Origin of the sequence: Pelagibacterium nitratireducens, assembly GCF_037044555.1 — a bacterium.
Classification (GTDB): Bacteria; Pseudomonadota; Alphaproteobacteria; order Rhizobiales; family Devosiaceae; genus Pelagibacterium; species Pelagibacterium nitratireducens.
This window is the reverse complement of record NZ_CP146275.1, coordinates 1,020,218-1,040,830: the sequence shown is the minus strand read 5'-3', so window position 1 is coordinate 1,040,830 and position 20,613 is coordinate 1,020,218. Positions and strand designations below refer to the sequence as shown.

The window sequence follows — 20,613 nt, the reverse complement described above, 5'->3', positions numbered from 1 at the left end:
GGATTTAGCGGGGTTCATAAGGGGTTGGAGGCCTGATGTCGAGACGGCAGGTTACCCTGCCGCCTTCTCGCTTGACGGAATGTAATTGAGCACCGGCCCCAGCCAGCGCTCGATTTCCTCGATGGCCATGCCCTTGCGGCGGGCATAGTCCTCGACCTGATCGCGTTCGACCTTGGCAACGCCGAAATAATAGCTTTGCGGGTGGGCAAAATAGAGCCCCGAAACCGACGAGCCCGGCCACATGGCATAGCTTTCAGTAAGCTTGACCCCGATTTCCGCTTCCACGTCGAGCAACTCGAACAGCGTTGTCTTTTCGGTGTGGTCGGGCTGGGCCGGATAGCCCGGCGCCGGGCGGATACCCTGATAGGGCTCGCCGATCAATTCTTCTGGCGCATAGCTTTCCTCGGCATAACCCCACAGCTCGGTCCGCACCATTTCGTGCAACCGCTCGGCAAAGGCTTCGGCGAACCGGTCGGCCAGCGCCTTGACGAGAATCGAGGAGTAATTGTCGTTCTCCTCGTCGAACTTGTCGGCGATGGCGATTTCCTCGAACCCGGCGGTAACGCAGAACCCGCCTATATAGTCGGGGGTGCCCGCCTCGGCCATGAAATCGGCCAGCGCCAGATTGGCCTTGTCGCCCGATTTGCCAAGCTGCTGGCGCAGGGTGAAAAATTTCGCCAATTCGTCGGACCGACTTTCGTCGGTGAAGAGCTGCACATCGTCACCCGACCGGTTGGCCGGCCAGAACCCGACAACGGCCTTGGGCGTGAACCAGTTTTCATCGATGATGCGCTTGAGCATGATTTTCGCGTCGGCGAAAAGCTGTTGGGCCGCTTCGCCCTGGCGCGGGTCGTCGAGGATTTTGGGGTAAACGCCCTTGAACTCCCAGGCCTGAAAGAACGGCGTCCAGTCTATATATTTGGCCAGATCGGCCAGATCCCAATCCTGGAAGGTTTTTGTGCCCAGAAACGAGGGCGCCTTTGGCGTGTAGTTCGACCAGTCGGGCTTGAACCCGTTGTCGCGCGCCGCGGCAAGCGAGATGCGCTTTTTGTCCGCCTCGCCCTTGCGGTGCTTTTCAGCGACGGTTTCGTATTCCTGGCGGATCGTCTTGACGTAATCGTTGGCCGCCTCTTTCGAGAGCAGCTTGGAGACCACGTTCACCGCCAGCGAAGCGTCCTTCACATAGATGGTCGAGCCGCGATTGTAGCGCGGGTTGATCTTGACCGCCGTATGCACGCGCGACGTCGTCGCTCCGCCGATCATCAGCGGGATGTCAAAGCCCTCGCGCTCCATCTCGGCCGCCACATGCACCATCTCGTCGAGCGAGGGGGTGATCAGCCCCGAAAGCCCGATCACGTCCACGTTCTGCTCGCGGGCCGTATCGAGAATCTTCTGGGTCGGTACCATGACGCCCAGGTCGATGATCTCGTAATTGTTGCAGGCCAGAACCACGCCCACGATGTTCTTGCCGATATCGTGGACATCGCCCTTGACCGTCGCCATCAGGATCTTGCCCGCGCTCTGGCGCTGGCCATCGGCCTCCGCCTCCATGAACGGCAACAGATACGCCACCGCCTGCTTCATGACGCGCGCCGATTTGACCACCTGCGGCAGGAACATCTTGCCCGCGCCGAACAGCTCGCCAACGATGTTCATGCCGTCCATCAGCGGGCCTTCGATCACATGCAGCGGACGCACGGCACCCTGGCGCGCTTCTTCGGTATCGGCCTCGATATATTCGGTGATGCCGTTGACCAGCGCGTGCGAAATCCGCTCCCCGACCGGCTTTTCGCGCCAGCTTAGATCCTTGGCCCTGGCTTCCTTGCCACCCTGCCCCTTGTAGCGTTCGGCAAGATCGAGCATGCGCTCGGTGGAATCGGACCGCCGGTTGAGCACCACGTCCTCGCACGCTTCGCGCAATTCGGGATCGATCGATTCATAGACCGCGAGCTGGCCGGCGTTGACGATGCCCATATCCATGCCGACCTTGATGGCGTGGTAAAGGAACACCGCGTGCATGGCCTCGCGCACCGGCTCGTTGCCACGGAACGAGAACGAAAGGTTCGAAACGCCGCCCGAAATATGCACATGGGGCAGGGTTTCGGTGATTTCCTTTGTCGCTTCGATAAAATCGACGCCGTAATTGTCATGCTCCTCGATGCCGGTGGCGACAGCGAAGATATTGGGATCGAAGATGATGTCCTCGGGCGGGAACCCGACCTCGTCGACAAGGATGCGATAGGCGCGCGTACAGATTTCCACCTTGCGCTCTTTGGTATCGGCCTGCCCGTCCTCGTCGAACGCCATGACGACGACGGCGGCGCCGTAAAGCCGGCACAGCCGGGCCTGTTCGCGGAACTTGTCCTCGCCTTCCTTCATGGAAATGGAATTGACGATCGCCTTGCCCTGAACGCATTTCAGGCCTGCCTCGATCACCTCCCATTTCGAGGAATCGATCATCACCGGCACGCGTGCGATATCGGGCTCGGAGGCGACAAGGTTGAGGTATTCGACCATCACCTGCTGGCTGTCGATCAAGCCTTCGTCCATGTTGATGTCGATGATCTGCGCGCCGTTTTCCACCTGGTCGCGCGCCACATCGAGCGCGGTGGCGTAATCGCCCGCGGTGATGAGTTTTTTGAACCGTGCCGAGCCGGTGACATTGGTGCGCTCGCCCACATTGACGAACGGAATATCGTCGGTGAGCGTGAAGGGTTCGAGCCCTGACAGGCGCAAACGCGGCTCGATCTCGGGGACTTGGCGGGGTGGATATTTGGAAACCGCCTGGGCAATCGCCGCGATATGTTCGGGCGTCGACCCGCAACATCCCCCCACGATGTTCAAGAACCCGTCGCGGGCAAATCCTTCGATCTGGCTGGCCATGAACTCGGGACTTTCGTCATATTCGCCGAATTCGTTGGGCAGGCCAGCATTGGGATAGGCGCAGACCAGCGTGTCCGCGATATCGGAAATCTCGCCCAGATGGGCGCGCATGGCGTTGGCGCCCAGCGCGCAGTTGAGCCCCATGGTGAACGGCTTGGCGTGGCGCAGCGAATACCAGAACGCGGTCGGGGTCTGCCCCGAGAGCGTGCGGCCCGAGAGATCGGTGATCGTGCCCGAAATCATCACCGGCAGACGGATGCCCTTTTTGGCAAAGGTTTCTTCGGCGGCAAACACCGCTGCCTTGGCGTTGAGCGTATCAAAGATCGTCTCGATCAGGATCAGATCCGAGCCGCCATCGATCAGCCCCTCGATCTGTTCGCCATAGGCGATGCGCAACTGATCGAAACTGGTGGCACGATAGCCCGGATTGTTGACATCGGGGGAAATCGAGGCTGTACGGTTGGTCGGGCCGACGGCACCGGCGACGAACCGGCGCTTGCCGTCCTCGGCCTCGGCCCGGATCGCGGCACGCTTTGCTGCTTGCGCCCCGGCGACGTTGAGCTCATAGGCCAGCGCCTCCATGCCGTAATCGGCCTGGGCGATGGTCGTGCCCGAAAACGTGTTCGTTTCCAGAAGATCCGCCCCCGCCATGGCATAGGCGAAGTGGATATCCTCGATGATTTTCGGTTCGGTGATGACCAGAAGATCGTTATTGCCCTGCAGGGGTTTGGGCCAGTCGGCGAACCGCTCGCCCCGGAAATTTTCTTCCGAGAGCTTTTCGAGCTGAATCATGGTGCCCATGGCACCGTCGAGAATGAGAATACGCTCACGCGCCGCCGCCGTCAGCGCCGCAAGGATCTCCTCGCCCTCTTTGGCCGTACGGACCGGGGCCGATCCCGGCTGCAGCGCCTCAACGGCAATCGCTCCACCCTCGCCCATGCCGCCCATGCGCCCGTCAGCGGGAGCGTGGGTGTGGCCATGGGTACATCCGGGAGCGTTGCACATAATGAAATTCCGTTCCTGCGGGCTGATCCCGCGAAGTGATACAAAGACATAAAGATATCTTTATGTCAATTAAGGAGCCCTTCGAGAAGCCCCGCAAACCGGGCCACCCCTTTGTCCGTGGCATCGGCAAAACCGACAACGAGGCCCTTGCGTTTCTGCCCGGCGCAATAACTCGAAAGCGCTGGCGTTTCAAAGCCTTGATCGGCCAGAAGGGCCGCAACTCCAGTGTCGTCGATGTGGTCCGCAAACCCCATCACCGTCTGCAGCCCACCCATGGGCATGCCAATCGCGATGGCGCCGCCCAGCCTTGCACGCAAGGTCTCGACCAGCAACCGTCCACGGTCCTCATATAGACGGGCAATCCGTTTCAAATGGGTGACCAGCGCCCCGGTTTCAATCAGGTCCGCGTAAGCGGCCTGCGCGTGGATATTGACGCGCAGGCCCATATTGCGCTGCGCTTGTCTCAGTGGCCCGGCCAATGTGTCGGGCACCACCATATAGGCCAACCGCAACCCCGGCAGCAGGCTCTTGGCGGTCGTGCCCAAATAGATCACCTCCCCACCCCTGCTGATCCCCTGCAGGGCGGCGATGGCCCGCCCCTGCCACAAAAACTCGCTGTCGTAATCGTCCTCGAGCACCACGGCCCCCTCGCGACGGGCCGCTTCGAGCAGGCCCATGCGCCGCTGCAGATTCATCCGCGCGCCGGTGGGGTAATGGTGCGAGGGCGTGACATAGACCAGCCGTGCCCCGCTGCCGGCCAGCGCCGCCGGATCGGCGCCCTGTTCATCCACTTCCAGTGTGCGCGTCACCAGCCCCGCCCCGGCAAATGCCGTCCGCGCGCCGAAATAGCCCGGCGATTCCACAAAGCCGACCTCCCCCGGATCGGCCAGGCACTGGGCCACGAGCGACAACCCCGCCTGGATCGAGGGCACAACGATGATCTGGGCGGGCGAGGCGTTGACCCCGCGATGGCGGGCCAGATGATCGGTCAGCGCCGATTTGAGCCGAGGCAGCCCATCGACATCGCCATAGATCGCCGCTTGCCCAAAGGATTGCCGCGCCACCCGCCGCAGGGTTCGTGCCCACAGATCGGCGGGAAACAGCGCTTCGTCGGGCGCCCCGGGTTCGAGTTGGCCTGCATGGCGCCCGCCCTGCCAGTTGCGCAGATCGCGCGCCAGCGCCTGACCCCGTTGCGACAGGCCGATATCTGGCCCATCCCCAACGAGCTCTGCGCCCTCCAGTTCGGCCCGCGCCACCACCTGCGGGGCGGCACCGGCCCGCACCGCGATCACCCCGTCGGCCCGCAACAAATCATAGGCCGCATTGACCGAATTGCGCGAAATTCCCAGCCCCGCCGCCAATTGCCGAGAGCTGGGCAGCACGAACCCGGCCCTAAGCCGCCCCGAGCGCGCCGCCTCGCCAACGGCGCGATAGATCTGCTCGGGCAACGGCGCGCCCGAGCGCTCCAGAACGATCAGACCTTCAAGCATCTGGAACCTTCAAATCAGAGCAAAGTGGACCTTACACGGAACCAGTTTATCGCAGATAACTGGTCTCACGGCAAAGCCAAAACTTTAAATACACAAGGCACCAATATGAACGAGCACTCACTGCCGCCTTATGCCCGCGCCCGCCAGCCGCGCCGTGCCCGCTATGACGAGGAGACCATCAACGACATTCTCGATGGTGGACTCGTCGGCCATGTGGGCTTCATCGCCGATGGCCGTCCCATGGTGGTGCCCATGGCCTATGCCCGCTGGGGCCAGACGATCTATCTGCACGGCGCCTCCAAGGCCCGCATCGTCGCCCTGCACAAGGATGGCGATCCGATCTCGATGACCGTTACCCTGCTCGAGGGTATCGTCGCGGCGCGCTCGGGCTTTCACCATTCGATGAATTATCGCGCCGCGACCGTCCACGGCACCACACGGCTGGTCACCGACCGCGGTGAAGCCGAAGAGGCGCTCAAGCTGATCACCGAGCACCTTCTGCCCTTGCGCTGGAACGAGGTGCGCCCCATGCACGACAAGGAGCGCAAGGCGACCGGCGTCATAGCGCTCGAGATCGAAGCCGCTTCGGCCAAAATCCGCCAGGCCCCGCCTGCCGACGATCCCGAGGATCATGACCTGCCGATCTGGGCCGGCGTGATCCCCATCATCACCGCCCTGGGTGCCCCGGTCGGCGACGGTAAAACCCCCGGCGAGGTTCCGCCGCCGCCATCGACACACCTCGCGCGCAAGAAATTTGCCTAACGATTATGCAAATTGAAAACTTGCCTCTTCACTTGGCAGAAATTTCTATCCATAGTCCCACAGCTTTCAACCGTTGGGACCGGACCGGTGCAACAGGGCCTGCCGCGCAAGGGCGACACAGTCGATGACATTGTCGGGCAACTGGCCGATGCCATTGTGGCCGGCCAGTTCCGTCCGGGCGAAAAGCTTGACGAATTGACCCTGGCCAACCGCTTTTTTGTTTCGCGCACACCGATCCGCGAGGCGCTGAGCCAGCTCGCCGCCATGGGGCTGGTCTCCCGCCGGCCCAATCGGGGGGCGGTTGTGGCCGAATTGAGCGAGGAACATCTGGCCAATCTCATCGAGGTGATGGCCGAGCTTGAGGCGGTCTGCGCGCGCCTGGCCGCCGAGCGCATGTCCGGCCCCGAACGGCGCAGCCTCGAAGCCGATCACCTCGCCGCCGCCGAAATGGTGCGCCTTGGCCGTACCGACACTTATGCCGCGTACGACACCTTGTTCCACGCCCGCGTGCAATCGGCCGCCCGCAACCCGCAATTGAGCGAAATGGCCGCCCTCTCGCGCTCGCGCCTCACCCCGTTCCGCACCGATCTCTTCGCCTATCCGGCCCGGCTGGCCCGTTCCTATGAGGAGCACGAAATGATCGTCACCGCCCTGCTGCAGGCCGATGGCGCAAGGGCTGAAACCTTGATGCGCCAGCACATTCTGGGATCAAAGGCACAGATGACGCCGGCTCCGGTGGCGCGATAGACCGGTGACGCGCGGGACCGGGAAACCAGATCGCCGCCACGCCCATACAATTGAAACGATTGCCACAATCGCGATTTAAGCTCTCCCCACTATAGAAGGATTTTTTCTTAGCTTTATTATAGTATGATTTTATGCAAAACGGTTCCAATTCCGACCCCCGGCTCGCCGAAGGGCTCGACCCTGAACTCATCGCCTTTGTCGACGACATCCTCGCCGCCTATGGCAGATTTCCACCCTTTCAAACCCTCGATATCGCCGCCCAGCGCAAGGTGGCAGAAGCGGTGCGCGCGCCCTGGGCCAAAGGCGGCCCGACGCTTTACCGATCGGCCAACCGGGTCATCGGCCAGTTGCGCGCCCGCATCCACACACCTCGACCCGGCCCGCTGCCGGCCCTGATCTATCTGCATGGCGGCGGCTGGACATTTTTCAGCCTCGATACCCATGACCGGCTGATGCGCGAATATGCATCGCGCGCCGGCATCGCGGTGATCGGTGTGGAATACCCGCTGGCCCCGGAAACCAAATTTCCCAACCAGCTCACCCTTCTGGCCGATCTGGTGCGTCTGCTGGCCAATCGTGGCGACGAATGGGGGATCGACGCCACACGGCTGGCCATTGGCGGGGACTCGGCCGGCGCCAATCTTGCCCTCGCGACAGCGCTCACCCTGCGCGAAAGCGACTATGGCGACGCGCTCGCCGGTCTGCTCCTCAATTACGGTGCCTTCGATGCCCGCATGGACAGCACGAGCTATCGGCTTTTCGCCGATGGCCGCTATCTCCTCGCCGCCTCGGAAATGGAAGCGCTGTGGTCCAATTATGTCCGCGAGCCCGCCCAGCGCGCCGACCCGTTCGTCAGCCCCATCCTCGCAAACCTTGCGGGCCTGCCGCCCATTTTCATGACCATCACCGACCTCGATATCCTCCGCGACGAAAATCTCGCGATCAAATCGGCGTTGGAAGCGGCCAACGTGCCGGTGTCCGGCGGTCTCTACCCCGGCTCGATCCACGCGTTTCTCGAAGCATCCTCGGTCTCGTCCCTCGCCGCAGGGGCGCTCGACGATGGGGCTGGCTGGCTCAAGGAAAGGCTCGGCGTTCCCTCTTAGAGCCAGGGATTTGATTGAATCAAACCCATGGCTCCAAGTCCTTGTTTTGTCGCGTGTCCGAACCGCAAAACCGTTTCCGTTTTTGCTGGACACGCTCTGGGGTCCGCACCCCAGAGCGCCTCAGGCTCCGTACTGCGTGTCCGAAACCGGCTCCATCCAGTCGACCGTCTTGCCGTCCTGCACCTCGTGGATCGCGATGTGGGTCATGGCAATATCGGGCGCTGCGCCGTGCCAATGCTTTTCCCCCGGCGCAAACCAGACAACGTCACCGGGCCGGACGTCTTCGATCGGCCCATCCCAACGCTGAACCCGTCCGGCGCCGGAGGTAACGACAAGCGTCTGCCCCAGCGGATGGGTATGCCACGCCGTCCGCGCGCCCGGCTCGAACGTCACCGCCGCACCCTGAACGCGCTCGGGGTCGAATCGGTTGAACAGCGGATCGATCCGCACTGTTCCCGTAAACCAGTCCGCCGGACCTTTTCCCGATACGCTCGAACCTGCCCTGCTGATCTCCACGGTCTCTCCTTGCCGGTTCTTACGCCTTGTCCCGACGATGATAGGTCAGCGCCATGCATAGACACAACCAAAGCGGCGTCTCCACCAGACGGGTCGACGCAGGAACGATAAGAGCCCGATTGCCCTCGAAGGTAAAGCTCTCGGGGAAATGGGTTCTGAAATTTTCAATCAGGGCAGTGCGACAATTGACAAAGATCGCGGCTCTGTCGGGCGCCAGTTTCGATACGCCCAGCCGGATCGTCGTGCCCGAACGGGTGTTTTCGGTCAGATAAGCCGGCTCGCCCCATTTGAGGGTTTCAGTGAGAGGGCCAACGCCGTCCGTTGCCGATGCGACCGCAAAGATCATCTGGCGGATGTCGAGCAATTGTTCCCCGATCCGCTCGGGATGACACGATAGCGCCTGCGCTATCTCAAGCGGCACCGGCGGCGCGCTCACGGCACAGCCTTGAGGGGCAGATGGATGTCGGTACGCAACTGGCTTTGCGGCACGACGCGCGGATCGTCGAGATAGACTTCAAAGATCGGCGCGTCATCGGGTTCGTGCCCCGAACCGGGCAGCCAGGTGCCCAACAGCCAGCGATAGGCCCCACGCATATCGGCATAAGGGCCGGTATAGTGCAGCCGCACATAAAGCCCGCCGCGCAAGGTGGTTGGGACCATTGGCGGATCGATGGCCACGCCCTCACCAATCGGCAGGCAGGCGCGCGAGCGAAGCTCTTTTTCAGGGCCAAGATCGGGATCGTCGAAAAACACACCGATCATTTCCGGCGCCGCGGGCAACGCCTGACGCACGGCAAGCTCGGAAAACAGCCGCCCCATGGCGTGGTCTATTTCCATGTAGCTGCCGATGTGATCGATCCCTGCACAACGCCGTTCGCCAAGCGTGACCAACTCGACGGCAAATCCGTCGGCATCGGCCGCTCCATTGGCCCGCGTGAACGCTGCGTGCGACCCCGCCTCGCGATAAGCCGCCGGGCTCATATCGAAGACGGCCCTGAAGGCTCGTCCGAACGTTTCGGTCGAACCATACCCCGCCCGGCCAGCGATCTCGCCGATATCTGCCGCAGAATTGGCCAGCCGGTCGGCGGCGCGCTGGAGCCTGAGACGGCGCACGGTCGCGACAATCGTCTCCCCGCGCATCGCCGAATAGATCCGGCTCCAGTGATAGGGCGACAGACACGCAATCTCGGCCAGCCGATCAAATGAAATCTCGTCTTCGAGATGAGCAAAGATGTAATCGTCGACCCGGTTCAACCGATCGAAATAACGCGCCTGTGTCTGATCCTTGGCCATTGCTTCCTCCGCAGTGTCAAAACCATAGCCAGACTGCCATGACACCAACAGACAAATCCTGCGCAACAGCGGCGCCCAAGCGCCCCCCTTGCGCTCGCTCCTTTATGCTTGGAAACGCCTAACTTTGATCGGCAACCTTGATCTAGTCGGGCCAGCCCACGCACAATAGAATTATCGGAGACAATGGCGCTTTAAGGCCAAGTGCGCTTGCGACTGCTCCATCGTCAAATCCGCCCACCCACACGCTTCCCAAACCCTCGGCAACGGCCTGCAGTTGAATGTTCTGAAGAGCGGCGCCGGCTTCAAGGTAAACATAGCGCGCGCCCCGAGCGCCATATGGTCTTTGTTCGGAAAAAGCCTGGATCGGGCCGAGCATGTCTGCACAAACTACAATGATACAGGCGGCGTCCGTAATCCATGCAGGGCTCCCGATGCTGGCTTCGCGCAGAGCGGAACGGGTACCCGGCAGGTCCAGTGGTGTCAGCGACAGGTCATCCGAAGATACGTCATAAAGTCCTTGAGCCAGTCCACTCACATTATCGGCCACGATACGCATTCGGAGCGGGTGCAATGAATGGGCCGAGGGGGCGGTTCGTTTGCTCTGGTCGCCGGTGATGCCTTGTGCGGCCCAAATCAACCGTTCAAGTGCCTCCAAGGCAACCGCCTTTTTCGAGAACTGGCGAACCGTTCGGCGCTGTTTCAAAGCATCAGCGAGTGAAATTTCGGCCAATTGCGAACTCCTGTTTCCGTTGCCGGAGGCGTACCGCACGCGCGGCGTCCACGACAAGCCAGAATCCGGCGCCCGGCAGCGCACCCGGTCTGCGCCACGGCGCTCAGCCCCCTCGTCGTCCTCATGTTTGGCCCGCTTCATGCCCTTTGCGCCACCTGGCGCGCTTCTTGATGCTCCGCCTGCTCTCCCCCCGGGTTCCTGTTCGATCGTCCATGCGTCCACTATTGCAAATCATTCTCATTTGCGATTGACACTTTGAGAATGATTGTCATATTCAATTGCATATTCCCCGTAACGTGCAATACTGGCCCCATGCTTTCCCGATCCATTCTCCTCGCCGCCCTTTCCTTGCTCCCCTTCGGCGTCTCGGCGCAGGAGCCGGTTTCCGTTGTGGCCACAGTCGGCATGATCGGCGACATCGCCCAGACGCTGGGCGGCGACTGCATTGCCGTTCAAACGATGATGGGGCCAGGCATCGATCCGCACCTTTATCAGGCCACTGCCCGCGACGTGCAGACGCTCAACCGGGCCGATCTGATCCTTTATTCCGGCTATGGGCTGGAAGGTCAGCTCGGCGATGTCTTTGCCCGCTACGCCGAACGCGTACCCACGCTGGCGGTGTCCGAAGCGGGGATCGCGCGTGAGACGCTGATCTCCACCGACAATGCCTATGGCGTCGATCCGCATTTGTGGATGGATGTCTCGCTCTGGGCCAATATCGTGCCGGTCATGGCCGCCCAGCTTTCCGAACGCGCCCCCGATTGCGCCGCCACCATCAGTGCCAATGCCGAGGGCTATGGGGCCGAACTCGCGGCGCTTGATGAATGGACGCGTCAGACCATTGCCTCGATCCCGCAGACCCAGCGCATCCTCGTCACCGCCCATGACGCCTTTGCCTATTATGGCCGCGCCTACGATATCGATGTGGCCGGCATTCAGGGGATTTCGACCCAGTCCGAAGCCGCCATCGCCGATATACGGCAAACCGCCGATCTGATCGTTGCGCGGGAAGTACCTGCCATTTTCGTTGAATCCACAATCAACCCGCGCACCATTCAGGCCGTCGTCGAGGCGGCCAACCAGGCCGGCCAGCCGGTGGAAATCGGCGGGCAGTTGTTTTCCGACGCCATGGGCGATCCCGACACGGCCGGTGGAAACTATATCGGCATGATCCATTCCAACACCGCCGCCATCGCCGAGGCGCTGGGCGGCACGCCCGCACCCCTCCCTCAAGCGCTTGCAGATTGGGCTGCCCAATGGTCGATCGAATAAACCCCGACCTCCACGAGCCCGGCCTTGCCGTGCATGTGGAGGACCTTACGGTCTCCTACCAGTCAAAGCCGGTGCTCTGGGATATCGATTTCGATATCCCGCCCGGCGTCATGGCGGCAATCGTCGGCCCCAATGGCGCGGGCAAATCCACCCTGATCAAATCGATCCTCGATCTGGTCAAACCCACCGCCGGGCATGTCACCATCCATGGCCGCCCCTATTCCGACCAGCGCCGCAAGGTCGGCTATGTTCCTCAGCGCTCCAGCGTCGACTGGGATTTTCCCACCACCGCGCTCGATGTGGTGACCATGGGGCTTTACGGCCAGCTCGGCTGGCTGCGCCGCCCCGGCCGCGCCGAACGCGACAGGGCGATGGCCGCGCTTACCCGCGTCGGCATGGACAATTTCGCCCACCGCCAGATCAGCCAGCTCTCGGGCGGCCAGCAGCAGCGGGTGTTCATCGCCCGCGCCCTGGTTCAGGACGCCGACGTCTATTTCCTCGATGAACCCATGGCCGGGGTGGACGCCACCACCGAACGGGCAATCGTCAAAATCCTCCACGCCCTGCGCGACGCGGGAAAGACGGTGATCGTCGTTCATCACGATCTCCAGACCGTGCGCGATTATTTCGACTGGATGGTGATCCTGAACGTGCGCGTCATCGCCCAGGGGCCGGTGTCCGAAGTCTATACCTCGGACAATCTGCGCAAGGCCTATGGCGGCCAGATCGCGCTGATCGACCGCGACGCCACCTTAGAGACCACCCCCTGACCATGGTCGCCCTCCTCTCCGATTACACGATCCAGAACGTTCTGATCGGCGCCGCCCTGCTCGGCATCGTTTCGGGCGTATTGGGCAGTTTCGCCGTGCTGCGGCGGCAGTCGCTGCTCGGCGACACGCTCTCGCACGCCGCCCTGCCCGGCATTTGCCTTGGATTCCTGATCGCCGGAACGCGCAGCCTGCCGGCCATCCTGATCGGCGCGCTGGTCACCGGCGCGCTGGCTGCGCTGATCGTTCTTGCGCTGAGCCGCACCACACGGCTCAAGACCGACGCGAGCCTGGGCATCGTGCTCTCGATATTCTTTGCGCTGGGCATCGTGCTTTTGACCTTCATCCAGAACGCCGGCAACGCGGCACAGGGCGGCCTTGAATCCTTCCTTTTCGGTCAGGCCGCCGCGATCCTGCGCTCCGATCTCTACGTCATGGGCGCCATCGCTATCGTCGCGCTGGCGCTGGTCGCCGTGTTCTGGAAGGAATTCAAGCTCATCACCTTCGATCCGAGCTATGGCAGAACCCTGGGCCTGCCGGTTATTGCGCTCGAGGCGGGGCTGACCACCATGATCGCGCTGGCGGTGGTCATCGGGTTGCAGATGGTCGGCGTCGTGCTGATGGCCGCGATGATCATCGCGCCCGCCGTCGCGGCGCGGCAATGGACCAACCGGCTGGGCATCATGGTCGGCCTCGCCGCCCTGTTCGGCATGATCTCGGGCGTATTCGGCGCTCTGGTAAGCGCCACCGCAAGAGGGCTGGCCACCGGCCCGCTGATCGTTCTCGCGGTGTCGGCAATCGTGGTCATCTCGCTGTTTTTCGCCCCCGAGCGCGGGTTGCTCTCGGCCCTGTTCCGCCAGCGCGAAAACAGCAAGAGCCTGCGCGGTCGCCGTGTGCTGGCAACGCTTTATCGTCTCGCCGCCGAACACAACGACCCAACCTATCCGGCCGAGCAGACAATGCTGGACGCTTATCACGGCACCGGCACCGCTGCCGCGCTCAAACGGCTCCAGTCGCGCGGTCTGGTCGCCGCAACCCGCCACCACCCCGAGCCCACGCCCCACTGGACATTGACCGAAGCCGGCATCGCCGAGGCCCGGTCCGATCTGGGAGGGGCCAGCCAATGAACGCCATGCTGTCCGCCTTTTTCAACTCGCCCGACGCCATGATCATGCTCACCGGCGCGCTGGTCGGCATCGCCGCATCGGTTCTGGGCACGTTCCTCATCCTGCGCGGCGCCTCGATGCTCTCGGACGCCATTTCCCATTCCATCGTTTTCGGGATCATCATTGTCTGGATGCTCACCGGACAGGCCAGTGGCCCCGTTCAGATCATCGGCGCAGCGCTGACCGGACTGCTCACCGTGGCGCTGACCGAGCTCTTGACCGCCACCCGCCGCGTCAAGGCCGATGCGGCCATCGGATTGGTCTTCCCGGCCCTGTTCTCCATCGGCGTGCTGCTGATTAACATCTACGCCCGCGACGTCCATATCGACCAGCACACGGTGCTGCTCGGTGAAATCGGTTTCGTCTGGCTCGATACCTATGAGATCGGCGGCTATCTGGTGCCGCAGGCCGTCGTCTGGATGGGCGTCATGGCCTGTCTCAACCTTGCCTTCGTTGTGGGGCTGTTCAAGGAATTAAAGCTGGCAACCTTCGATGCGGCGCTGGCCAGGGCGCTGGGGTTCGCTCCGGTGCTGCTGTCCTACGCGCTTTTGGCGCTGCTTTCGGGAACCGCGGTTGCCGCGTTCGATTCCGTGGGCGCAATCCTGTTCATCGCCTTCGTCATCGTCCCGCCTTCGGCCGCCTATCTTTTGACTGACCGTCTTTCGCTGATGCTGGTTTATGGCGCCGCCGTCGCCATTGTCTCTTCGATTGCCGGCTACTGGCTGGCCGTGTGGTTCAACGTTTCGATCGGCGGCATGATGGCGATGATGACCGGCGCGTGCTTTGTCGCGGCCCTCGCCTTCGGCCCCCGTTACGGCCTGATTGCCCAGGACGCACGCCGCCGGGCACGGGTTGCCGAAAACGCGGCTCGCACCCTGGCCGTCCATCTGTTCAACCACGAGGACGACCCTCAGGCCAAAGAGGAAAACGTCACCGCCGCCCTGCGCGAGCACCTTCACTGGAGCCGGGCGAAATCGGACGCCATCCTCGCCAAATCCCTCGCCGACGGCCTCGTCACCAGAGCCGGCGATACCCTGCTCCTCACCGACAAGGGCCGTACCGCCGCCCGCGAGGTGCTCGAACCCTGGGCGCGGGCGGGGTAACCTGGACAGCAGCGCGGTCTGCGGTTACGGCCTACAGCCGCTCGATCGTTCCCGCCAATTCATCGATCAGGCGCGCGCTCTCGAGAATCTTTTTCTCATCGAACCCCGGCTTGCGCGACGCGATGATCAGGACTTCGCGCAGATTGCCCATGGCCCGCCGCAGTGGCGCGGGATCGGCGCGGTCCTTGGCTTCGGCCAGCGCTTCGAGTCGCGATCGTGCGGCGGCAAGCGGCTTTTCGTTTTCGGCAAGATGAGCCCGGCCCGCATCGGTGATCGCAAAGCTCTTGCGAGCACCATCGGTGCTGGTTTCTTCAACCAGACCCATTTCGAGCAGCAAAGACAGCGTCGGATAGATCATGCCGGGGCTCGGGGCATAGAGCCCGCCCGACAATGCTTCGATCTCGCGGATCAACTCATAGCCATGCCGCGACTGTTCGGTTATCAGGTCGAGCACCACCAATTGCAACTCGGCGGAATCAAAGACCCGACCGCGGCGCCCGCCACCCCGATGGTGGGGAAAGGGACCGCCCGGACCAAATCCGCGCCTGCCAAAATCATGCTCACGCATTCTCAAACTCCTGTTCAATTGGGAGTAAGATATATTTTGACTGCATCATAAATGCAAGGGCGGGCCGTTATTTTATTGCGGCGCACCGTGCCTATCGGAACACCGGCTTGCGTTTCTGGAGAAACGCATTGAGGCCCTCTTCCGCATCCGGCCCGGTCTGGCTCAGCGCCGCGGCAAGGCTTTCCGCATAGAGCCCGGCTTCGGGCGGCATGGAGGAAATGCGGGAGATGGCGTGGATGATGAACTGGTTGATGGTGGGGGAATTTCCCGCAATCCGCTCGGCCAACTCGAACGCCTTGTCGAGCGCGCTGCCTTCGGAAAGGGCGTAATGGGCAAGCCCGATCCGCTCACCCTCGGCGCCCGAATAGATGCGCCCGGTCAGCATCATTTCCATCAGGCGATCTTCCCCGATAAGCTTTGCGATCCGCACCGACCCGCCCCCGCCCACGAAAATGCCGCGCATCCCTTCGGGCATGCGGAACTGCACACTCTCTTCGGCAACCCGGACGTGACAAGCCGCAGCCATCTCCAGCCCGCCGCCCATCACTGCACCATTGAGGGCAGCAACCACCGGAACGCGGGCGTACTGGATGGCTTCCATGACCCGGTGCCAGTTGCGCGAATGGGCCATGACCTCGAGCGGTTCGCGGCGCACCTGTTCGGAAAGGTCCAGACCTGAGGAAAAATGACCGCCTGCACCGCTGATCACGATGGCGCGCGCAGTGTCGGGAACATCGGCAAAGAACCCATCGAGCGCGGCGATCGTCGCGTCATTGAGCGCATTGCGCTTTTCAGGGCGATTGAGCGTCAGGTGGACAATCGTGCCCTTGCGGTCAATCGAGAGCACATCCGTGTCCTGGGCCATAATCTTTCCCTTCTGGTCAATTGGCTAGCCGAGTGCCGCGCGCACGTCGTCGGGGATCGGCAAAGAAATGATTTTTTCGCTGTCTTGCGGATCGCGCCCCACCCAGACACGCTTTTCATGCGCTTCGATGGCGATTTCGCCTTCATTGAAAAGCGTGTGGCGGACACCGAAGCTGGAGCGTCCGAGATCGGTTATTTCCGAGCGGATTTCGACGACATCTCCGAACCGTGAAGGCCGCGAGAACTTGGCGCCCGTATCGACCATCGGGATGCCGACAATGCCGTGATGGGCGATCCAGTGGCGCTTGTGCATCTTGAAGGCGGCGGACAAAAGCGCCGCCGTGGCATTGTCGAAGAAGCGAAAATAATTGGGGTAATAGACGATGCCCGCCGGGTCGCAATCGCCGAACTGGATTTCAACCTCACTCGTGTTGGAAAACATCGCCCCCTCCTATTTCGGCGCCATGCGCAGCGCGCCGTCGAGCCGCACGACTTCGCCGTTGAGATAGTCGTTGCCGATCATGGACAGAACCAGATCGGCAAATTCCTCGGGCTTGCCCAACCGCGCCGGATTGGGGATGGAGTGCCCCAAAGCATCAAGCGCCTCGGCGGGCAATTCTTCGAGCAGGGGCGTTAAAAACAACCCCGGCGCGATGGCCAGAACCCGCACGCCGAACCGTGCAAACTCGCGCGCTGCCGGCAGGGTCAGGGACACGATTCCGCCTTTCGACGCCGCATAGGCCGCCTGCCCGATCTGCCCTTCAAAGGCCGCGACCGAGGCGGTCGAGATCACGACGCCGCGCTGGCCATTGGCGTCAGGCTCGAGCTGCTGCATGGCATCGGCGGCCAGCCGCATCATGTTGAAACTGCCGACAAGATTGACCTTGATGACCCGCTCGAACGCATCGAGCGGCATGGGCCCGTCGCGCCCGACGATACGGGCTGCAGTGCCAATGCCGGCGCAATTGACGAGGATCGACGGCGTGCCGAGCGCGGCGATCGCATCGGCAATCGCAGCTCCAGCGCTTGCCGCATCCGAAACGTCGCAAGGGAAGAACCGCCCATCGATATGGGTGGCGACGGTGGCGCCTTTTTCCGCATCGCGGTCGAATACGGCCACCTTGGCGCCGGCGGCCGCGAGCGCTTTCGCCGTGGCTGCCCCAAGCCCCGACGCAGCCCCGGTCACGATTGCTGTTTTTCCGGCAATGTCCATCAGACAGCCCTCGGATTTTCAATCAGAAGCGCAATCCCCTGCCCGCCGCCGATACAGGCCGATGCGATCCCGTAGCGCTCCCCCGAGCGTTCGAGTTCGTGGGCCAGTGTCAGGGCAAGGCGGATGCCGGTCGCGCCGAGCGGATGGCCGATGGCGATTGCGCCGCCATTGACGTTCAGCCTGTCCTCATCGAGGCCCAACTCATCGACACAGGCCAGGATCTGGGCGCCGAACGCCTCGTTGATCTCGATGCGCCCGATTTGGTCGAGCGTCAGCCCGCTCGCTTCCAGCACGGCGCGAATGGCAGGCGCAGGGCCGATCCCCATGATCTGCGGCGGAACCCCCACCGCAGCAGAGGCAATGATGCGGGCCTTGGGCGTCAGCCCGTGGGATTTGGCATAGTCCGACGACGCAACGAGCACGGCCCCGGCGCCATCGACGATGGCCGAGGAGTTGCCGCCGGTCTGAACACCACCGAAGGCCGGTCGCAGTTTGGAAAGAACCTCATAGGGCGAGGAGCGGATGTGGCTGTCGGTATCGACCTGCTCGACACCACGCGGCATCCGGATGGAGCGTTTGTCGATACCTTCGATTTCGAAGCTCTCGCTGACGACGGGCACGATTTCTTCGGCCAGCAAACCGCCATCACGCGCCGCAGTGGCCCGCTCGAAACTGCGGACGGCGAAGCGGTCGACGCGTTCCCGCTCGATACCATACTGCTTGGCGAGGTTTTCGGCGGTGTCGCCCATCGTGACGCACCCGGCGGGATCGTAGAGCGCCTCCCAGAGGAAATCCTTGAACTCGACCTTGCCCATGGCAAAGCCGTTGCGGTGCGTATAGGCGGCGATGGGATTGCGGCTCATCGATTCCGTGCCCGCCGCCAGCGCGAGGCTCACGCGACCCAGAGACACAGAATCGGCGGCCTGGGCGATCACTTCGAGCCCGGTGCCACAGATGCGTTGTACCAGATGGGCCGGCGCCTCGGTCGGCGCGCCGGCGTAAAGCCCGATATGACGCGGCGTCATGAACGCATCGAACGAGGCCTGGGCCATCGAGCCGGCAATCGTGGTTTCGATATCGGCAGCATCAACGCCGGTTTTCGCAATCGCCGCGCGGGCGGCCTTGATGCCTAAATCGATGGGCGAAATCTCTGACAGCGCGCCGCGATAATCGATGAATGGCGTGCGCGCGCCCCCAAGCAACCAGGCATCCTCGAAGGTAAGACGCAATCCCTTGGTCATTGATTATCCCTTTCTCGGCAGATCAAGAACGTCCGCGGGCACCGGTTCGCAATAAAGGGCTTCGACAAGGTCCCTGCGTGCCGCCAGAACGGCGCGCTGGTTGATCGAGCCCTTGTCGGTCACCTCACCCTTGTCGATATCGGGCAGCCCAACCATCACATGCGCCCGGGCAACATGAGTGGAACTGCCCGTGGCGCGCCGCGCCAGCGCCGCAAGCTCGACGGCGAACTTGTCCCTGATGGCGCTGTGTTGTGCAATCTGGGCGGGGTCGGTTCCTGCCGGCAAACCGGCATGGCGGGCGCAGGCCTCGAAATCGGGGAAAATCAACGCGCCCAGATGGTTGCGGTCGGCGCCGGTCAAAACCACATCGCGGATCAGGGGTGCGCAGGCACCGATCACGGCCTTGCGCACGCTGGCAAAATTGACCCAGGTGCCGGTCGAAAGCTTGAAGTCCTCGCTGACGCGACCGTCAAAGACAAAGCCCTTTGAAATATCGTTTTCGTCGGCCGGCTTTACAGCATCGCCGATCTTGTAAAATCCGTCCTCGTCGAACGCCTCGCGGGTCTTTTCAGCGTCGCGCCAATAGCCAGGCGTGACATTGGGCCCCTTGAGGCGCAATTCCATCTTGTCGCCATTGGGCACCAGCTTGATTTCCATGCCCGCCGCCGGAAGCCCGATATGCCCCGCCTCCTGCACCGGCCAGGTGGTGGTGAAGGCAAAGGGCGCGGTTTCGGTCGAGCCGTAGCCGGTGATGATCATCACCCGCTGGCCCAACTCGGCCCGTGCCGCCCGATCCATGCCGTCAAAGACATGCTGGGACAGGCTGGCGCCGGCATATTGCATCAATTTCATGCGCGAAAAGAATTTGCGCCGAACCTCATGGTCGTCCTCGAACGCTGCGACCAGAAACTCGTAGCCTTTGGGCACCGTGAGATAAACGGTCGGTTGCACCTCGTGGAGGTTGCGCAGGGTATTGCCGATTTTGGCCGGGGTGGGCTGGCCGTCGTCGATATAGAGGCTGCCGCCATTATAGAACGCGATGCCGGTATTGTGGCTCGAGCCCGCGACGTGGTTCCAGGGCATCCAGTCCAGAAGCACCGGCGGCTCGTCCTTGAGAAACGCCAGGGCGGTGCGGATCATTTCCTGATTGCAGGCCATCATGCGGTTGGTGGTGATCACGCCCTTGGGCATGCCCGTCGAGCCCGACGTAAAGAGCAGCTTGGCGATGGTATCGGGCGTAATGGCGTCGTGTGCCTGCGCCACGTCTGCGGTGACGGGCGTTGCCGCAAGCTCATCGAACAGGCGTGCGGGGTGGCCCGATGGCGGGTTGGATTTGACCACCAGCGGAACGGCATCGCCAAACACCGCATCGATGGCCGGTCCGAATTTTTCGCCATCCGAGGCATAGACAAGTCCGGGCGTGAGCAGCGCGGCGATATGCTTGAGCTTGCCGAAATCGGTGGAGATCAGCGAATAGGCCGGAGAAATCGGCGCGTAGGGAATGCCAACCCAGATCGCCGCCAGCCCGAGCAGCAGGTGTTCGATTTCATTGCCCGAAAGTATGATCAGTGGCCGGTCCTGCGACAGCCCGGCATCGAGAAGCGCCTGGCCGAGCGGCGCGATGGCCGCCACGACCTGTCCATAGGTCAGCTTGCGCCAATCGCCGGTCTCGCTGTTGCGATCCGCGACCATGAGCGCATCGGGCGTTTTCTCCGCCCATTGGGCGATAGCATCGACGATGGAGCGCGGATAGGCCGCCAATTGCTCGCTTGAACGCACATGAACAACGCCATCCGACGCCGTCTCGGCATGCGCCGCCATGTGGCCCATTCTGACCTCGCGAATGGGCGTCGATAGATCTGACATAGCCAACCTCCCAGTTGAATTATG

Annotated in this window: 19 protein-coding genes; 7 read left to right on the top strand and 12 right to left on the bottom strand. The window is 62.5% G+C overall.

The genetic code is table 11. The features are described 5' to 3' along the window. Positions 1-51: 51 nt before the first annotated feature. The gene (metH, locus tag V6617_RS05280) at positions 52-3,888 is read right to left on the bottom strand and encodes a methionine synthase (RefSeq protein WP_422394806.1); all 3,837 of its coding nucleotides are present in this window, start codon (positions 3,886-3,888) and stop codon (positions 52-54) included. A 65-nt stretch (positions 3,889-3,953) separates the two neighbouring features. Beyond that, positions 3,954-5,378, bottom strand: a complete 1,425-nt coding sequence (locus V6617_RS05275; protein ID WP_338609616.1) for a PLP-dependent aminotransferase family protein — start codon at positions 5,376-5,378, stop codon at positions 3,954-3,956. A 105-nt stretch (positions 5,379-5,483) separates the two neighbouring features. Here V6617_RS05275 and V6617_RS05270 point away from each other — a divergent pair, with 105 nt between their 5' ends. From V6617_RS05270 to V6617_RS05260, 3 genes are all read left to right on the top strand, one after another. Further along, on the top strand, positions 5,484-6,140 hold the full coding sequence (locus V6617_RS05270; protein WP_338609615.1) for a pyridoxamine 5'-phosphate oxidase family protein: 657 nt from the start codon (positions 5,484-5,486) through the stop codon (positions 6,138-6,140). 87 nt (positions 6,141-6,227) lie between these two features. Continuing rightward, positions 6,228-6,887: a GntR family transcriptional regulator gene (locus V6617_RS05265; protein WP_338609614.1), complete on the top strand. Its 660-nt coding sequence runs from the start codon at positions 6,228-6,230 to the stop codon at positions 6,885-6,887. 131 nt (positions 6,888-7,018) lie between these two features. After that, positions 7,019-7,990 (top strand): alpha/beta hydrolase fold domain-containing protein, encoded by a 972-nt coding sequence (locus tag V6617_RS05260; protein ID WP_338609613.1) that lies wholly within the window; start codon positions 7,019-7,021, stop codon positions 7,988-7,990. Between the two features lie 120 nt (positions 7,991-8,110). On the opposite strand, the gene V6617_RS05255 is transcribed toward V6617_RS05260, so the two are convergent. The 4 genes from V6617_RS05255 to V6617_RS05240 all read right to left on the bottom strand — a co-directional run bounded on the left by V6617_RS05255 (position 8,111) and on the right by V6617_RS05240 (position 10,529). Next, a complete protein-coding gene (locus V6617_RS05255; RefSeq protein ID WP_338609612.1) occupies positions 8,111-8,506 on the bottom strand; it encodes a (R)-mandelonitrile lyase in 396 nt (131 codons plus the stop codon). 19 nt (positions 8,507-8,525) lie between these two features. Continuing rightward, positions 8,526-8,942, bottom strand: a complete 417-nt coding sequence (locus V6617_RS05250; protein WP_338609611.1) for a DUF1801 domain-containing protein — start codon at positions 8,940-8,942, stop codon at positions 8,526-8,528. Next, positions 8,939-9,799, bottom strand: a complete 861-nt coding sequence (locus tag V6617_RS05245) for an AraC family transcriptional regulator (protein ID WP_338609610.1) — start codon at positions 9,797-9,799, stop codon at positions 8,939-8,941. The genes V6617_RS05250 and V6617_RS05245 overlap by 4 nt, the downstream gene beginning before the upstream one ends. 142 nt (positions 9,800-9,941) lie before the next feature. Then, complete coding sequence (locus tag V6617_RS05240; protein ID WP_338609609.1) at positions 9,942-10,529, bottom strand: SagB/ThcOx family dehydrogenase; 588 nt, start codon at positions 10,527-10,529, stop codon at positions 9,942-9,944. A 312-nt stretch (positions 10,530-10,841) separates the two neighbouring features. Between V6617_RS05240 and V6617_RS05235 the strand changes: the two genes are divergently transcribed. From V6617_RS05235 to V6617_RS05220, 4 genes are read left to right on the top strand one after another with little or no spacing between them, the layout of a single operon-like run. Further along, positions 10,842-11,801, top strand: a complete 960-nt coding sequence (locus V6617_RS05235; protein WP_338609608.1) for a metal ABC transporter solute-binding protein, Zn/Mn family — start codon at positions 10,842-10,844, stop codon at positions 11,799-11,801. Then, positions 11,786-12,571: a metal ABC transporter ATP-binding protein gene (locus tag V6617_RS05230; protein WP_338609607.1), complete on the top strand. Its 786-nt coding sequence runs from the start codon at positions 11,786-11,788 to the stop codon at positions 12,569-12,571. The genes V6617_RS05235 and V6617_RS05230 overlap by 16 nt, the downstream gene beginning before the upstream one ends. A gap of 2 nt (positions 12,572-12,573) precedes the next feature. Further along, on the top strand, positions 12,574-13,695 hold the full coding sequence (locus V6617_RS05225) for a metal ABC transporter permease (protein WP_338609606.1): 1,122 nt from the start codon (positions 12,574-12,576) through the stop codon (positions 13,693-13,695). Continuing rightward, positions 13,692-14,837, top strand: a complete 1,146-nt coding sequence (locus tag V6617_RS05220; protein WP_338609605.1) for a metal ABC transporter permease — start codon at positions 13,692-13,694, stop codon at positions 14,835-14,837. Before V6617_RS05225 ends, V6617_RS05220 begins: the two co-directional genes overlap by 4 nt. 31 nt (positions 14,838-14,868) lie before the next feature. Here V6617_RS05220 and V6617_RS05215 read toward each other — a convergent pair whose 3' ends face one another. The 6 genes from V6617_RS05215 to V6617_RS05190 form a co-directional block, all read right to left on the bottom strand. After that, positions 14,869-15,405: a PadR family transcriptional regulator gene (locus V6617_RS05215; protein ID WP_338609604.1), complete on the bottom strand. Its 537-nt coding sequence runs from the start codon at positions 15,403-15,405 to the stop codon at positions 14,869-14,871. Between the two features lie 91 nt (positions 15,406-15,496). Then, the gene (locus V6617_RS05210) at positions 15,497-16,270 is read right to left on the bottom strand and encodes a crotonase/enoyl-CoA hydratase family protein (RefSeq protein ID WP_338609603.1); all 774 of its coding nucleotides are present in this window, start codon (positions 16,268-16,270) and stop codon (positions 15,497-15,499) included. Between the two features lie 24 nt (positions 16,271-16,294). Beyond that, positions 16,295-16,711, bottom strand: coding sequence for a thioesterase family protein (locus V6617_RS05205; RefSeq protein WP_338609602.1), 417 nt, complete (start codon positions 16,709-16,711; stop codon positions 16,295-16,297). A gap of 9 nt (positions 16,712-16,720) precedes the next feature. Further along, entirely contained in the window at positions 16,721-17,482 is a 762-nt protein-coding gene (locus tag V6617_RS05200) for an SDR family NAD(P)-dependent oxidoreductase (RefSeq protein WP_338609601.1), read from the bottom strand. Beyond that, a complete protein-coding gene (locus tag V6617_RS05195) occupies positions 17,482-18,723 on the bottom strand; it encodes a thiolase family protein (RefSeq protein ID WP_338609600.1) in 1,242 nt (413 codons plus the stop codon). The genes V6617_RS05200 and V6617_RS05195 overlap by 1 nt, the downstream gene beginning before the upstream one ends. A 3-nt stretch (positions 18,724-18,726) precedes the next feature. Beyond that, positions 18,727-20,589 (bottom strand): feruloyl-CoA synthase, encoded by a 1,863-nt coding sequence (locus V6617_RS05190; protein ID WP_338609599.1) that lies wholly within the window; start codon positions 20,587-20,589, stop codon positions 18,727-18,729. Between the last annotated feature and the right edge of the window lie 24 nt (positions 20,590-20,613).

Excerpts from the sequence above, each read along its gene's own strand:
- V6617_RS05260 (WP_338609613.1), top strand. The coding sequence starts at position 7,019 with ATGCAAAACGGTTCCAATTCCGACCCCCGGCTCGCCGAAGGGCTCGAC.
- V6617_RS05215 (WP_338609604.1), bottom strand. The coding sequence starts at position 15,405 with ATGCGTGAGCATGATTTTGGCAGGCGCGGATTTGGTCCGGGCGGTCCC.
- V6617_RS05230 (WP_338609607.1), top strand. The coding sequence starts at position 11,786 with ATGGTCGATCGAATAAACCCCGACCTCCACGAGCCCGGCCTTGCCGTG.
- V6617_RS05275 (WP_338609616.1), bottom strand. The coding sequence starts at position 5,378 with ATGCTTGAAGGTCTGATCGTTCTGGAGCGCTCGGGCGCGCCGTTGCCC.
- V6617_RS05195 (WP_338609600.1), bottom strand. The coding sequence starts at position 18,723 with ATGACCAAGGGATTGCGTCTTACCTTCGAGGATGCCTGGTTGCTTGGG.
- V6617_RS05200 (WP_338609601.1), bottom strand. The coding sequence starts at position 17,482 with ATGGACATTGCCGGAAAAACAGCAATCGTGACCGGGGCTGCGTCGGGG.
- V6617_RS05190 (WP_338609599.1), bottom strand. The coding sequence starts at position 20,589 with ATGTCAGATCTATCGACGCCCATTCGCGAGGTCAGAATGGGCCACATG.
- V6617_RS05245 (WP_338609610.1), bottom strand. The coding sequence starts at position 9,799 with ATGGCCAAGGATCAGACACAGGCGCGTTATTTCGATCGGTTGAACCGG.
- metH (WP_422394806.1), bottom strand. The coding sequence starts at position 3,888 with ATGTGCAACGCTCCCGGATGTACCCATGGCCACACCCACGCTCCCGCT.
- V6617_RS05225 (WP_338609606.1), top strand. The coding sequence starts at position 12,574 with ATGGTCGCCCTCCTCTCCGATTACACGATCCAGAACGTTCTGATCGGC.
- V6617_RS05270 (WP_338609615.1), top strand. The coding sequence starts at position 5,484 with ATGAACGAGCACTCACTGCCGCCTTATGCCCGCGCCCGCCAGCCGCGC.
- V6617_RS05235 (WP_338609608.1), top strand. The coding sequence starts at position 10,842 with ATGCTTTCCCGATCCATTCTCCTCGCCGCCCTTTCCTTGCTCCCCTTC.
- V6617_RS05220 (WP_338609605.1), top strand. The coding sequence starts at position 13,692 with ATGAACGCCATGCTGTCCGCCTTTTTCAACTCGCCCGACGCCATGATC.
- V6617_RS05205 (WP_338609602.1), bottom strand. The coding sequence starts at position 16,711 with ATGTTTTCCAACACGAGTGAGGTTGAAATCCAGTTCGGCGATTGCGAC.
- V6617_RS05210 (WP_338609603.1), bottom strand. The coding sequence starts at position 16,270 with ATGGCCCAGGACACGGATGTGCTCTCGATTGACCGCAAGGGCACGATT.